The sequence below is a fragment of the Iodidimonas sp. MBR-22 genome, from assembly GCF_029946565.1.
GTDB classification, from domain to species: domain Bacteria; phylum Pseudomonadota; class Alphaproteobacteria; order Sphingomonadales; family Rhodothalassiaceae; genus Iodidimonas; species Iodidimonas nitroreducens.
Window position 1 is genome coordinate 35,859 of sequence record NZ_JARKVQ010000007.1, and the last position, 12,925, is coordinate 48,783.

General features: G+C 59.1%; 13 protein-coding genes. All 13 read left to right on the forward strand.

The features are described from left to right. Positions 1-39 precede the first annotated feature (39 nt). The 13 genes from QK300_RS06910 to ftsH all read left to right on the forward strand — a co-directional run bounded on the left by QK300_RS06910 (position 40) and on the right by ftsH (position 12,815). Positions 40-789 (forward strand): YebC/PmpR family DNA-binding transcriptional regulator, encoded by a 750-nt coding sequence (locus tag QK300_RS06910; protein WP_281300973.1) that lies wholly within the window; start codon positions 40-42, stop codon positions 787-789. Between the two features lie 66 nt (positions 790-855). Continuing rightward, a complete protein-coding gene (gene ruvC, locus QK300_RS06915) occupies positions 856-1,422 on the forward strand; it encodes a crossover junction endodeoxyribonuclease RuvC (RefSeq protein ID WP_348651845.1) in 567 nt (188 codons plus the stop codon). Further along, positions 1,419-2,114 (forward strand): Holliday junction branch migration protein RuvA, encoded by a 696-nt coding sequence (gene ruvA / locus QK300_RS06920; RefSeq protein ID WP_281300975.1) that lies wholly within the window; start codon positions 1,419-1,421, stop codon positions 2,112-2,114. The genes ruvC and ruvA overlap by 4 nt, the downstream gene beginning before the upstream one ends. After that, positions 2,111-3,157 (forward strand): Holliday junction branch migration DNA helicase RuvB, encoded by a 1,047-nt coding sequence (gene ruvB / locus QK300_RS06925; RefSeq protein WP_281300976.1) that lies wholly within the window; start codon positions 2,111-2,113, stop codon positions 3,155-3,157. Before ruvA ends, ruvB begins: the two co-directional genes overlap by 4 nt. After that, on the forward strand, positions 3,154-3,672 hold the full coding sequence (locus tag QK300_RS06930; protein ID WP_281300977.1) for a hotdog domain-containing protein: 519 nt from the start codon (positions 3,154-3,156) through the stop codon (positions 3,670-3,672). The genes ruvB and QK300_RS06930 overlap by 4 nt, the downstream gene beginning before the upstream one ends. An 11-nt stretch (positions 3,673-3,683) precedes the next feature. Then, positions 3,684-4,406, forward strand: coding sequence for a protein TolQ (gene tolQ, locus QK300_RS06935; RefSeq protein WP_042083970.1), 723 nt, complete (start codon positions 3,684-3,686; stop codon positions 4,404-4,406). Continuing rightward, positions 4,406-4,849, forward strand: coding sequence for a protein TolR (gene tolR / locus QK300_RS06940; protein WP_281300978.1), 444 nt, complete (start codon positions 4,406-4,408; stop codon positions 4,847-4,849). Before tolQ ends, tolR begins: the two co-directional genes overlap by 1 nt. A gap of 152 nt (positions 4,850-5,001) precedes the next feature. Beyond that, positions 5,002-5,874, forward strand: a complete 873-nt coding sequence (locus QK300_RS06945; protein WP_281300979.1) for a hypothetical protein — start codon at positions 5,002-5,004, stop codon at positions 5,872-5,874. 54 nt (positions 5,875-5,928) lie between these two features. Then, positions 5,929-7,272 (forward strand): Tol-Pal system beta propeller repeat protein TolB, encoded by a 1,344-nt coding sequence (tolB, locus tag QK300_RS06950; protein WP_281320828.1) that lies wholly within the window; start codon positions 5,929-5,931, stop codon positions 7,270-7,272. A gap of 186 nt (positions 7,273-7,458) precedes the next feature. Next, positions 7,459-8,022 (forward strand): peptidoglycan-associated lipoprotein Pal, encoded by a 564-nt coding sequence (gene pal / locus QK300_RS06955; RefSeq protein ID WP_281300980.1) that lies wholly within the window; start codon positions 7,459-7,461, stop codon positions 8,020-8,022. A gap of 314 nt (positions 8,023-8,336) precedes the next feature. Then, the gene (gene ybgF / locus QK300_RS06960; protein WP_281300981.1) at positions 8,337-9,296 is read left to right on the forward strand and encodes a tol-pal system protein YbgF; all 960 of its coding nucleotides are present in this window, start codon (positions 8,337-8,339) and stop codon (positions 9,294-9,296) included. 12 nt (positions 9,297-9,308) lie between these two features. Then, on the forward strand, positions 9,309-10,685 hold the full coding sequence (tilS, locus tag QK300_RS06965) for a tRNA lysidine(34) synthetase TilS (protein WP_281300982.1): 1,377 nt from the start codon (positions 9,309-9,311) through the stop codon (positions 10,683-10,685). A 210-nt stretch (positions 10,686-10,895) separates the two neighbouring features. Next, a complete protein-coding gene (gene ftsH / locus QK300_RS06970) occupies positions 10,896-12,815 on the forward strand; it encodes an ATP-dependent zinc metalloprotease FtsH (protein WP_281300983.1) in 1,920 nt (639 codons plus the stop codon). Positions 12,816-12,925 lie beyond the last annotated feature (110 nt).

A 12,925-nucleotide genomic window follows, 5' to 3' on the forward strand; every position in this document is an offset into this window, starting at 1 on the left:
TGCCGCCCATGATGATGGGCCAAATCGCAAGAGGATATCATGGCAGGGCATTCCAAATTTAAAAATATCATGCATCGCAAAGGCGCCCAGGATGCAAAGCGGGCCAAAATCTTTGCCAAGCTGGGGCGGGAAATCACCGTGGCGGCCAAGATGGGCCTGCCCGATCCCGATATGAACCCGCGTTTGCGCACGGCCATTCTGGCCGCCAAAACCCAATCCATGCCGAAAGATCGGATCGAGCGGGCCATTGCCTCATCCCAGGGTGGCGATGCGGAAAATTATGATGAATTGCGCTATGAAGGCTTTGGCCCCGGCGGCATCGCTTTGATCGTTGATGTGCTCACGGATAATAAAAATCGTTCAGCCTCCGATCTGCGCACTATTTTTTCCAAGAATGGCGGCAATCTGGGGGAAACCGGTTCGGCGAATTTCATGTTCGATCGGGTGGGCGCGATCAGCTTCAAGGCCGCAGTGGGATCGCCCGATGATCTGTTTGAAGCGGCGGTGGAAGCCGGTGCCGACAATGTGGAGAGCGATGACGACATCCATGAGGTGCTGACATCCCCCGAAGAGCTGCACGCCGTCGCCAAACAGCTTGAGGATCGCTTCGGCGCGCCGGAAAGCGCCAGGCTCATCTGGAAAGCAAAAGACCTGATCCCGGTATCGCAAGAGGATGCGGAAAAGCTTTTGAAGCTCCTTGATGCCCTTGATGATAATGATGATGTGCAGGAAGTGTTCGGCAATTACGAGATTTCCGATGACATCATGGCCAAGCTGGATGCGGCCTGATGCTCTGGCCATTGGGTTTGGGGTTTTCGGGGATGCGCCGGGATTGACCTGCAGAATGGGAGCATGATGCGGCTTTTAGGATTGGACCCGGGCCTTCGCCTTACCGGCTGGGGGATCATCGAAAGCGAGGGCACGGCCTTGCGCCATGTGGCCAATGGCGTGGTGCGCACCGATGCGGCCCGATCTTTGGCCGAACGATTGGTGGAATTGCATGATGGTTTGATGGCGGTGCTGGAAACATGGTCCCCCCATGAAGCGGCTGTTGAGGAAACCTTTGTCAATAAAAACCCACTATCGACCCTGAAGCTGGGGCAGGCGCGCGGCGTGGCTTTGCTGGTGCCCGCCCTGAAGGGGCTGGTGGTGGCGGAATATGCCCCCAATCATATCAAGAAATCGGTGGTGGGCGCGGGCCATGCCGCCAAAGAACAGATCCATGCCATGGTCACCGTTTTATTGCCGGGCGTTGCCATCTCAGGCGCCGATGCCGCCGATGCCTTGGCGGTGGCCATCTGCCATGCCCATCAGCGGGGCGGGGTGGCCATGCGCGCGGCGGAATGTGCGGCAGCGGCAGGGGAGCCGGGCGCGGTTCAAGGCGGGGCAGCCAGCCATAGCCGCATCGGGAGACGGCGATGATCGCGAAACTCAAAGGCCTTCTCGATCAAACGGGCAGCGATTGGCTGGTGATCGATGTGGGGGGTGTGGGCTATCTGGTCTTTGCCTCGGGTCGCACCCTTTCGGCCTTGCCCCGCTTAGGCGAGCCTTTGGCGCTGGTGGTGGAAACCCATGTGCGGGAAGATCATATTCATCTTTATGGTTTTTCCGATACCCATGAACGGGATATGTTTCGCCTGCTGATTTCGGTTTCCGGGGTGGGGGCGAAGGTGGCTTTGGCCATTTTATCGGTGATGGAGCCTCAGACGCTGGCCCATGCCATTGCCGCTCAGGATAAAGTGGCGGTGGCCCGGGCGCAGGGTGTGGGGCCGCGCCTTGCCCAAAGGGTGGTGACGGAATTAAAAGATAAAGTGGCGGGCGTGGCCTTTGCGGCGGTCACCGGGCTTTCGCCTGCCGATGGTGCGCAGGGTGGCTCGGCACTGATGGCAGGCCAAGGCTCGGCCGGTTCGGATGGTGGTTCGGGTGGAAGCGGGCCGGGGCGCGCCCCGGATGAGCGGGCCGCGCTGCTCGAAGATGCGATCAGCGCGCTGGTTAATCTGGGCTATGGGCGATCCGATGCTTTTGCTGCCCTTTCAGTGGTGGCGCAACAGGGCGATGAAACCCTCAGTTTACAAGGGTTGATCCGCGCGGGCCTGAAGGAACTGGCCCGATGACGGATCGGATCGTGACCCCCATGGAAAATGAGGCGGATGCCGGCAGCGGCGATCTGCGGCCCCAAAGGCTCGATGATTTCATCGGTCAGCGGCAGGCGCGGGAAAATCTGCGGGTGTTTATCGAAGCCGCCCGCACCCGGGCCGATGCCCTTGATCATGTGTTGCTATATGGCCCCCCCGGCCTTGGCAAAACCACTTTGGCCCAGATCGTGGCACGGGAATTGGGGGTCGGCTTTCGTGCCACATCCGGCCCGGTGATTGCCCGCGCCGGTGATCTCGCGGCGCTGCTCACCAATCTGGAAGCGCGCGATGTTTTGTTCATCGATGAGATCCATCGCCTTAATCCTGCCGTGGAAGAGATTTTATATCCTGCTATGGAAGATTATCAGCTTGATCTGATCATTGGCGAAGGTCCGGCGGCGCGATCGGTGAAGATCGATCTGCCGCCCTTTACCCTTGTGGGAGCCACCACCCGCATGGGGCTTTTGACCAATCCCTTGCGCGATCGCTTTGGCATTCCCACGCGCCTTGATTTTTATGATGTGGATGATCTGATCAAGGTGGTGCGGCGCGGGGCCCGGATTCTTGATCTGGCGCTCGATGAGGATGGTGCCCGGGAAATCGCCGCCCGATCACGGGGCACCCCCCGGATCGCCGGACGGCTTTTGCGCCGGGTGCGCGATTTTGCTTTGGTGGCGGGCCATGAACGGGTGGGGCGATTGGCGGCGGATGCGGCCCTCACCCGGCTCGAGGTGGATTCCTTCGGTCTGGATGCCATGGATCATCGCTATCTGCGTTTGATCGGGGTGTCTTATGGTGGCGGCCCGGTGGGGGTGGAAACACTGGCGGCGGCGCTGTCGGAGCCGCGCGATGCCATCGAGGATATTATCGAGCCCTATCTCATCCAGCGTGGGCTGGTGCAGCGCACCCCACGCGGGCGGATGCTGATGCCTGCGGCCTATGGCCATCTGGGGCTGACCCCACCCAGAGGTGGCCCGGCTGCCGGGATGGATCTTTTTTCAACCGATGAGCCAGACGCATGAGCGCCCCCGGCCCCGAAAGCGGATATCTGGATGCGGGTGCGCATTATCTGCCGCTCAGGGTTTATTATGAGGATACCGATGCCGGGGGGATCGTGTATCACGCCAATTATCTGCGCTATTTTGAACGGGCGCGCGGAGAAATGTTACGCCTGCTGGGGATTGATCATATTGCCGCTTGGGCAGGGCCAAGGGATGGGCCAAGGGATGGGCCAAGGGATGGGCCGGCGCATGGGCCGCGCATGGGCTTTGCAGTGCGCCATGTTTCCCTGGATTATCTGCGCCCGGCCCGGCTCGATGATGCCCTGCTGGTGCGCAGCACGGTGTTGCATGTGGGGGCGGCCTATGTTGATGCTGGGCAAAGCATCTGGCGTGCGGATGCGCAGTTGGTCTCGGCGCGTCTGCGGGTGGCTTTGGTCAATGATCAGGGTTTGCCCTGCCGCTTGCCGAAAGCGTGGCGGCGGATATTGAAAACTTTGGAAGGCGTGAGCCCATCCAAAGAGGCTTCAGGCTTTTAAAAGGAGTGGATATGGACGGACAGGTTGAAGAAGTGATGCTGGCGGGAAGTCGCGCCGACTTCTCTGTCTGGGGGATGTTTTCACAGGCCGATATTGTTGTGCAATCGGTGATGCTGGCGCTTATTTTGGCATCGCTTTGGAGCTGGACGGTTATATTTTCCACCTGGCTGCGGCTGCGCAAGGTCAATCGGGCGGCCGATGCCTTCGAAGATCGCTTCTGGTCGGGGGCTTCGCCCGAAGACCTTTATGAGGACCTGAAAAACCGCATCAGCCATCCTTTGGCGATGGTTTTTGTGGCGGCCATGCGCGAATGGCAGCGCTCCACCAAAAGCCCGGGCCGGGGCTTTGTGGAGCGGATGAGCGTGGAAGATCGGGTGGGGAAAGTGATCCGGGTCTCGATCTCAAGGGAGATGGAGCGGCTGGAAGGCCAGGTCGGTTTTCTGGCAACTTTGGGATCAGCCGCGCCCTTCATCGGATTGTTTGGAACCGTGTGGGGGATCATGAACAGCTTTCAATCCATCGCGCTCACCTCCAATACCAGTTTGGCGGTGGTGGCACCGGGCATTGCCGAAGCCCTGCTGGCCACGGCCCTTGGCCTTGTGGCGGCCATCCCTGCGGTGATTGCCTATAATAAACATGCCACCGATCTTTCGCGGTTTGCCGGGCGGCTCGAAGGCTTTTCGGATGAATTTTCAGCCATTTTATCCCGCCAGCTTGATGAACGGAGCGCCTGATGGCCGGAATGCAATTTCAGATGCGGAGCAAGGATCAGCGCGGGGTGACCCGCTATCGCCCCATGGCGGAAATCAATGTCACCCCCTTTGTGGATGTGATGCTGGTTTTGCTGATCGTGTTCATGGTCACCGCCCCCCTGTTGCAAACCGGGGTGCCGGTGGATCTGCCCAAAGCCGAAGCCCCGCAGCTTCAGCATGACAGCACACCGCTGACGATTTCACTGGATCAAACTGGTGCCATATTTATCGAGGATACTGAAATTACCCTGAATGAATTGGTGCCTCGCCTTGCGGCCATTGCCGAAACGCGGGACCTTCTGGAAACGCGGATCTATGTGCGGGGCGCCCGGCAATTGAATTATGGCCGGGTGATGGAGGTGATGTCGGCGGTGAATGGTGCGGGATTCACCAAGGTCGCGCTGGTTGCCGATCGTCCGGAATAGTCCGAGAATAGCTCAGGAACAGGCACAGCCATGCAAAAGATCTGTTTATATCAGGCCGGCCAGCATCAAATCATGCTTCATTGCAGGCGTTTGACCGGCCGGGCGCCAAGCGGATCAGGGGGGGCATATGCAATCTTATGCCATAGAGCGGCGTGAAAAAATTCTATGGTGAAGGCTTGGCGCTTTCGGCGCTGGTGCATCTGGGTTTGCTGGCGGTAATCATTTTTGGCCTGCCGCGCTTTTCCCGTCCACCGCCCGATATGGCTGAAATCGTGCCGGTGAGCTTTGTGGAAATTGCCGATGTCACCCGCACCGATGCGCCCCAGCCCGAACCCGAGCCGGAACCCGAACCCGCGCCCCAGCCCGAACCCGAGCAGGCCTTTGCCGCCAATGAGCCCGCCCCGGCCCCGGCTCCGGTGGATGCCGTGCCCTTACCGCAGGAAAAACCCGCGCCCGAGCCGGACTCAAAGCCCGAGATCAAGCCTGCGCCCGAGCCGAAACCAACGCCGCCCCGCGCCCGGATCGATGTGGCCCCAAGGGCAAAGCCGCGCCCGCCTTCGCGCTTTGATGCCTCAAAGGTGGCGGCTTTAATCGATCGCTCGATCAAGGAAGAAGCACCGCCACCGCAGCCGCAAAAAGACGATGCGGAAACGCAAAAAGAGGCGGAGCGGCAAAAAAGCATCACGGCCCTGTCGGATCGGGTGGCCACCGCAACCTTGCAAGCCGCGATCAGGCAAAGGGTGCAGGAATGCTGGTATCTGCCCAGCGGCGGTAAGGATGTGGCCGATATGCAGGTCAGTATTCGGATTTATCTGCGTCAGGATGGCCAATTGCTGCGGCCGCCGCAGTTCATCGATGCCGGGGATATGAGTGGACCGGGGCGGGAATTTTACCGGATTTTTGCGGAAAGCGCCCGCCGGGCCGTGCAGAATTGCGAGCCTTATGAAAATCTGCCGCTGGCGCAATATGATCTATGGCGTCAGATCGATTTCACCTTTGATGCCGCCGATATGCTGGGGGGCTGAGATGGGATGGCTTTTGACGATGGCTTTAAAGGAGACGGTGGCGTGAGGTTGATGATGAAGCAAGGGATTGTGGCGATTTTCAAAGGGCTTTTGGGCCTTGTCGTCTTTTTGGGTTTGATCGGCCCGGCGCTGGCGAACCTGAAGGTGGATGTCAATCGCGGTACGGTTGATCCTTTGCCCATTGCCGTGCCTGATTTCATTCCCCGGCGGGCGCTTGCCACCCCGGCCGGTTCGATGCAGGAAATCGGTGCCAATGTGGCGGCGGTGATTGCCGCTGATCTGCGCCGGTCGGGATTGTTCCGCCCCCTTGATCCGGCGGCCTTTATTTCAGAACCGCAATCGGCCGATGTGCGGCCACGCTTTGCCAATTGGCGGGCGATTGCCAGCCAGGCTTTGGTGACCGGGCAGGTGGATCAGCGCAGCGATGGGCTTTTGGTGGCGGAATTCCGGCTGTGGGATGTGTTGGCCGAAGCCCAGCTCACGGGCCTGCGCTATACCGCCCAGCCCGGCGATTGGCGGCGGATTGCCCACAAGATCGCCGATGCCATCTATGAAAGGCTGACTGGCGAGGCCGGTTATTTCGATAGCCGGGTGGTGTATATCGCTGAAAGCGGGAATAAGCTCAATCGTCGCAAGCGCTTGGCGATCATGGATCAGGATGGCCATAATCATATGTTCCTGAGCAATGGGGATGATCTGGTGCTCACCCCGCGCTTTTCCCCCAATCGGCAGGAAATCACCTATCTTGCCTATTATAATAATCAGCCAAGGGTGTATCTTTATAATCTTGATACCGGCAAGCATGAGGTTTTGGGCGATTTCCCCAACATGACCTTTGCGCCCCGCTTTTCCCCCGATGGCAATCGGGTGATCCTGTCGCTGGCGGAAAACGGCAATTCCGATATTTATGAAATGGATCTGCGCACGCGGGGTGTGCGGCGGCTGACCACCCATCCCGCCATCGATACCTCGCCATCCTATTCCCCGGATGGCAGCCATATCGTGTTTAATTCCAGCCGGGGCGGCAGCCAGCAGATTTATGTGATGCGCAGCGATGGGTCGCAGGTCGAGCGCATTTCTTTCGGCAATGGTCGCTATGCCACGCCGGTTTGGTCGCCGCGCGGCGATCTGATCGCGTTCACCAAAATCGGTGATTCGAAATTTCGGATCGGGGTGATGCGCCCGGATGGCAGCGGCGAGCGGGTGCTCACCAACAGCTATCAGGATGAAGGGCCCACATGGTCGCCCAATGGCCGGGTTCTGACGTTTTTCAGATTATCACAGGAATCCGGTGAAACCACCTTATGGTCGGTGGATTTGACCGGCTATAATGAACGGCAGGTTCCCACGCCTTTAGAGGCATCAGACCCCGCCTGGTCCCCCATTCTTGACAAATAAGCGCAAACTGGGAAAAATTGCTTTTATTTTTGAGTGATTAGAGCCCTTGAATGTCACCCTTGCGGGGGATATAACGGTGCAGTATGAGATCGCCGTTCTGTTATGCGCGGGTTGGTGGGCTGCCCCGTGCCATAGTGATCTTAAGTAGCTCGGGCCTCAGCTTAGATATGACGGAGACCACGTAAAATGATCGCCAAAACTTTTGGTCTGCAGGCGCTGACGGTTGCCTCGGCCGCGCTTTTTCTTGCTGCATGTGCCAGCACCAATCCGGCCGATGATGAAGCAACGGCCAGAGCCGCTGCCGATGCGGCAGCGCAATCCCAACCGCAGGCGGTGCCCGCCCCCGTGGTGGAAGAAGAGCAGATCATCGATCCTTTTGGTGATGCCACGCAATCTTCTTTGGAAAATTATGCGGGCGACCGGGTCTTTTTTGCTTTCGATAGCTCGGAACTGAGCCCCACCGCCCGCCAAACGCTGCAGCGTCAGGCGGAATGGCTGCAAAAGCATCGTTCGGTTAAAGCCACGGTGGAAGGCCATGCCGATGAGCGCGGCACCCGGGAATATAACCTTGCCCTTGGCGAACGCCGGGCGGCAGCGGCTAAAAATTATCTCGTTGCCTTAGGCATCGCGCCCGATCGTCTGGATACCATCAGCTATGGCAAGGAACGCCCGGCTGTTTTGGGTAGCGGCGAAAATGTATGGCGGCAAAATCGGCGCTCTGTGCTGACAGTCGGACGCTCCGGCGCCTGATCTTTTGCGTCTTCAGCAGGCGAGACACCTAAACACTGCGTGTTCATCCCTCTGCGGATGATGGGTTTGCGGTCGATCTTGCTGGCCTGATCATGAAGGAAGCGCCCTGTGCCTCGCTTTTGCCAAACAAATATGGTTTGGCTGTGGGGTGCGGGGCGCTTTTATCGTTTTTCATGATGCGATTTTTGGCGCTGTTTTTTGCTTCGCCTGCACTGAATATCGGAGTTTGGATTGTGCCTCAGGTCTTTGTTTTCAAACAGGTTATGAATGGTTTCAATGGCCGGTCGATGCCCTTCTTGGCTATGGGGCTGTTGATGCTGTTGATGGTTCTTTTTGCGATTCCTTTTATGGTTCCTGGGGCTGCGCAGGCGCAATCGCGGGCAGAGATCAATCAGAAAATCGAAAATCTTGAAAAGCAGCTTCAGGCGGTCCAGCGCCGGGTTTTCAATGGCGATGGCACCTATTTCCCGCAAAATGAAAACGCCCCGGCAGCGGTCGCAACCGAGTCGTTGGATGGTGGGTTACCTTCCGGCGGCGCTCAGGGATCGCCTTTATTGGCGTCTATGTCGGTGCAGATCAATGAATTAGAGCGGCAATTATTGGCCTTGACCGGCCAGATCGAGGAATTGCAGTTTGAAAACCGTCGTCTCACCGACCGCCTTGATCGCTTTGAAAAAGATACCGCTTTGCGGCTTCAGATGCTGGAAGGAACAGCGGGTGCGGGCTTGCCCGCCAATGCCGGGGCGCCGCAAGGCGCGGCCGCATCGGCGAATGGGCCAAGGGGTTTGATCGCAACCCCCACCCCTGAAGATGCACAGTCGCTTTTGAATCAACCGGCAGGAACGGCGGCGGATTTGCAGGCCCAGAATACCCAATCACCTCCATCTCAATCTCCTCAGGCGCGCTATGATGCGGCTTATGATTTGTTGCGGCGGGGTCAGTTCGAGCCAGCGGAAAAGGCGTTTCAGGGCTTTCTTGGGGCGCATCGCGATCATGCGCTGGCAGGCAATGCCCAATATTGGCTGGGTGAAAGCTTTTATGTGCGCGGGGATTATGGCCGCGCGGCTCAGGCTTTTCTCACCGGCTATCAGGATTATGGCACCAGTTCCAAAGCCCCCGATAGCCTTTTGAAGCTGGGGATGACCCTGGCCGCCCTGGGGCAGACATCGGATGCCTGCGCGGCTTTTGATGAACTGGATCAGCGCTATCCCGATGCGGAAAAGCGGATCAAAAATCTGATGGCCAGCGAGCGTAGCCGTTTATCCTGTTCCTGATCGGGGGATGTGATGGCCCTTGATCTGCCCCTTTCCGATGCCGAATTTGCGGGCCTGATGGCGGGCTTTGAGGCTGATCGCGCCTTATCGCAGCCGATGCGGCAGGGCGTGGCGGTGGGGCTTTCGGGGGGCGCTGACAGCATGGCCCTGATGGCCCTGATGGCACGCTGGGCGGCGGCGCGCGCGATCCCCGTGCGGGCCATGAGCGTGGATCATGGCTTGCGGCACGGTTCCGCAGGCGAGCTTCACATCGTGGCCGAGCAGATGGCGGCCCTTGGCATTCCCCATGATATTTTGCCATGGCGTGGCGAAAAACCCACCCGCGCCGTGCAGGCAAACGCCCGGGCTGCACGTTATCGGCTTTTGGAAGGCCACTGCCGCCGGTTGGGCATCGGGGCGCTTTTTCTGGCCCATCATCGAGATGATCAGGCGGAAACTTTTCTGCTGCGCCTGGCGCGGGGCTCGGGGGTGCGGGGGTTGGCGGCGATGGCTCCGGTGGCCCCGCCCCTCAGCCCCCCGCATGAAGAGGCCACTCAGGCGAATAGCCCTTGGCGCTATCGTCCTTTGCTGGCGGTGCCCAAAGCCCGATTGGTTGCCACCTGTGTTGATCGCGGGCTGGCATGGATCGAAGATCCGAGCAACCACAATCCGGCTTTTGATCGCACGGCGGCGCGATCTTTGCTGGCCAGCCATCCCCTGCCGGGGTTGAACGCCGCCCGGTTGGCCGATACGGCATTTCATCTGCGCCGGGCCGATGCGGCACTGGCTTTTTACACGGCGCGGCTCGCCCGAACCTGCGTGAAACCTGCGGCGGCGGGCCATGTGATTCTGGCCACAGGGCGGCTTGATGAGGCCCCGGACGAGATTATTTTGCGGCTTTTATCCGATCTGCTGGTTCATGTGGGGGGATTGATCCATCCCCCACGTCTGAGGCCGCTTGAAAGCCTGTGGGCGCAGATCAGGGCGGGCAAATTTGCGGGCCAAACCCTTGCGGGTTGCCTTTTGGCGCCCATCAAAGGGGGGACGCCCGAAACTGCGGGTGATGTGCTGATCTGTCGCGAGCCTGCGGCCTGTGCCCCGGCTCTTGATTTGCAGCCGGGCGAGCAGGCTTTATGGGATGGCCGGTTTCAGGTGGCTTTGGCGCAAAATGCGGCCCGGGGTCGGGTGATGGCCATCGGCGCGCGGGGTTGGCAGCAGATCAGGCCTTTTGTGATGGATGGAGAGGGGGATCGCCTGCCCCATCCGGTGCGCCTTGGTCTGCCGGGGCTGTGGCGCGAAGATCGGTTGGTGGCGGCGCCTTTTCTTGATTTCCCGGATGCGCAAGGGGGGCGCGCGCAAGGGAGGTTTGAGGCGCGCTTATCACGACCTTTCCGGGTGCTTTCACTTTAAACGGGGCCTCTCTGTGGCCACAAAGCCGTGCTCAATTGGTGGGGATCAGCATGCCTTGGGGCCTTGTGCACCCTTGCAGATGGCCCGGAAGCGCTTATCTGTTGGAATCTGGCGTCAAAGAATGTTTATATAGGCTGTTTAAATCAGGCGGCGTGTCAAAGCTGATGGCCATAGTCTGGCATGGGCCGCCGCGACAAGGAAGGAACTGGCGTGAGCAATTTTGCCCGCAATGCGCTTTTGTGGCTCGTGATCATCATTGTGCTGGTGGCGGTTTTCAATTTGTTTCAGGGCCCAACAGGAACCGGCGCGCCGCAATTGGCTTATTCCGATTTCCTGTCACGGGTGGAGCAGGGGCAGGTGCAATCTGTTACCATTCAGGGCAATAATATCAGCGGTCAATCGCGCGATGGCGGGCAATTTACCAGCTATATGCCCGATGATGCCTCGCTGATCCCCACATTGAAGCAAAATGGGGTGCGCTTCACCGCCAAGGAAGAAGAATCGAATGCCGTTCTGGGCACCTTGCTGGCGTGGTTCCCGATGCTTTTGCTGATTGCCGTGTGGATCTTTTTCATGCGTCAGATGCAATCGGGGGGTCGTGGCGGGGCCATGGGCTTCGGAAAATCCCGGGCGCGTCTGCTCACCGAAAAAACCGGCCGTGTCACCTTTGATGATGTGGCAGGCATCGACGAAGCCAAAGAAGAACTGGAAGAAATTGTCGAATTTTTGCGCGATCCCCAGAAATTTCAGCGCTTGGGCGGGCGCATCCCCAAAGGGGCGCTGCTGGTTGGCCCACCGGGAACCGGGAAAACCCTGCTTGCCCGCGCCATCGCTGGCGAGGCCAATGTGCCCTTCTTCACCATTTCCGGTTCCGATTTTGTGGAAATGTTTGTGGGTGTGGGTGCCAGCCGCGTGCGCGATATGTTTGAACAGGCAAAGAAAAATGCGCCGTGCATCATCTTCATCGATGAAATCGATGCGGTGGGGCGGCATCGGGGGGCCGGCCTTGGGGGCGGCAATGACGAACGCGAGCAAACCCTCAATCAGCTTCTGGTGGAAATGGATGGCTTTGAAGCCAATGAAGGCATCATTCTGGTCGCCGCCACCAATCGCCCCGATGTGCTTGATCCGGCCTTGCTCCGCCCCGGTCGCTTTGATCGGCAGGTGGTGGTGCCCAATCCCGATGTGATCGGCCGGGAAAAAATCCTGTCCGTGCATCTGAAAAAAGTGCCGATGGCACCGGATGTGAAGGCGCGGATCATTGCCCGGGGCACGCCCGGTTTTTCAGGGGCGGATCTGGCCAATCTGGTGAATGAAGCCGCCCTTTTGGCCGCCCGCAAAGGTAAGCGGCTGGTTTCCATGCAGGAACTGGAAGAAGCCAAAGACAAGGTGATGATGGGGGCCGAGCGGCGCTCCATGGTGATGACCGATGATGAAAAGAAGCTGACCGCCTATCATGAAGGGGGCCATGCTTTGGTGGCCTTGCACTGCCCGGTATCCGATCCCGTGCATAAAGCCACGATCATTCCGCGCGGGCGGGCTTTGGGCATGGTGATGCGCCTGCCCGAACGCGATGAATACAGCCAATCGCGGCAGAAAATGCATGAAAATCTTGCTATTGCCATGGGCGGGCGGGTTGCTGAAGAATTGATCTTTGGCCATGATGCGGTGACCTCGGGGGCATCGGGCGATATTCAGATGGCCACCCGGTTGGCCCGGGCGATGGTCACCAAATACGGCTTTTCCGAAAAGCTGGGGCCGCTTTTATATTCTGAAAATGAAGAAGAAGTGTTCCTTGGCCATTCCGTAGCCCGGCAGCAGAATATTTCTGAATCCACGGCGCAGGAAATCGACAAGGAAGTGCGGCGCTTTGTTGAAGAAGCCCATGAACGGGCGCGCAGCATTCTGACCGATCATCTTGAGGATCTGCACACGGTTGCCAATGCCTTGCTGGAATATGAAACCCTTTCCGGCGATGAAATCAAAGCCTTGCTGCGGGGCGAATCCATTGATCGGCCTTCGATGGATGAAGAACCGCCAGCACCCACCGCCCCGGCGGGCGGGGGCACCGTGCCAAAGGCCGGGCGTCCGGGTTTTGGGCCGGGGCCGGAACCCCAGCCTCAGGGGTGATTCTGGCGCAACAGGGCTGAGCTGAAGTTTTCGGGGGGTGAGGTTCGCAAAGCGCCGCACCCCTTGATCTTATCAAGTGGCCGGGGCCACGCCTGTTCATGCATGGGATT

Excerpts from the sequence above, each read along its gene's own strand:
- tolQ (WP_042083970.1), top strand. The coding sequence starts at position 3,684 with ATGGACGGACAGGTTGAAGAAGTGATGCTGGCGGGAAGTCGCGCCGAC.
- ybgF (WP_281300981.1), top strand. The coding sequence starts at position 8,337 with ATGCTGTTGATGGTTCTTTTTGCGATTCCTTTTATGGTTCCTGGGGCT.
- QK300_RS06930 (WP_281300977.1), top strand. The coding sequence starts at position 3,154 with ATGAGCGCCCCCGGCCCCGAAAGCGGATATCTGGATGCGGGTGCGCAT.
- tilS (WP_281300982.1), top strand. The coding sequence starts at position 9,309 with ATGGCCCTTGATCTGCCCCTTTCCGATGCCGAATTTGCGGGCCTGATG.
- pal (WP_281300980.1), top strand. The coding sequence starts at position 7,459 with ATGATCGCCAAAACTTTTGGTCTGCAGGCGCTGACGGTTGCCTCGGCC.
- tolR (WP_281300978.1), top strand. The coding sequence starts at position 4,406 with ATGGCCGGAATGCAATTTCAGATGCGGAGCAAGGATCAGCGCGGGGTG.
- QK300_RS06910 (WP_281300973.1), top strand. The coding sequence starts at position 40 with ATGGCAGGGCATTCCAAATTTAAAAATATCATGCATCGCAAAGGCGCC.
- ruvC (WP_348651845.1), top strand. The coding sequence starts at position 856 with ATGCGGCTTTTAGGATTGGACCCGGGCCTTCGCCTTACCGGCTGGGGG.
- tolB (WP_281320828.1), top strand. The coding sequence starts at position 5,929 with ATGAAGCAAGGGATTGTGGCGATTTTCAAAGGGCTTTTGGGCCTTGTC.
- ruvA (WP_281300975.1), top strand. The coding sequence starts at position 1,419 with ATGATCGCGAAACTCAAAGGCCTTCTCGATCAAACGGGCAGCGATTGG.
- ruvB (WP_281300976.1), top strand. The coding sequence starts at position 2,111 with ATGACGGATCGGATCGTGACCCCCATGGAAAATGAGGCGGATGCCGGC.